Below are 442 nucleotides of genomic sequence, written 5' to 3'. Positions count from 1 at the left end.
TGCAGCATGTTTGGCCCATGATCGCCGACGGTCGCGTGCGCCCGATCATCGGCGCCGAGTTGCCCATCGAGCAGGCAGCGGCCGCCCATCAGCTCCTGCAGGCGGGTGCCGTGTCCGGGAAAGTACTTCTGCGAGTACGGGATTAGCCTCCGCCAGCCTGACCACAGGGCGGTTTCGAGGCCGGTTTTCCGCCACCAGGTCAGGCTCGCGCGACGCTTGCACAGCTGCTACTCGACGCGCTGGGCTGCAGGTAACTAACCGAGCGAGGCCAACGTCCGGACAAGCTGGTCGACCTCGGCGGTCGTCGTGTAGTGGCCCAGGCCAACCGTCACGGCACCACCGATGTCGTTGACGCCGATGGCCTCCAGCACGCGCGAGTTACCGTCCGACACCGCCAGTACGCCGTTGTCGGCCAGGCGGCTGATCACGCGGTCGGCAGGCA

At 67.2% G+C, this 442-nt stretch carries 1 protein-coding gene and 1 pseudogene; one reads left to right on the top strand and one right to left on the bottom strand.

Annotated features, from left to right (window positions below; translation table 11 throughout):
* Positions 1-146: zinc-binding dehydrogenase (locus H7I57_RS09815; RefSeq protein WP_264023263.1), on the top strand; the 146-nt coding region annotated here is incomplete at its 5' end.
* 108 nt (positions 147-254) lie between these two features.
* Here H7I57_RS09815 and H7I57_RS09810 read toward each other — a convergent pair.
* A pseudogene (locus H7I57_RS09810) lies at positions 255-442 on the bottom strand (cysteine desulfurase-like protein); the annotation flags it as partial.

It is taken from the genome of Mycolicibacterium pyrenivorans, from assembly GCF_025821625.1.
Taxonomy (GTDB): Bacteria; Actinomycetota; Actinomycetes; order Mycobacteriales; family Mycobacteriaceae; genus Mycobacterium; species Mycobacterium pyrenivorans.
This window is presented reverse-complemented; position numbering and strand designations above follow the sequence as displayed.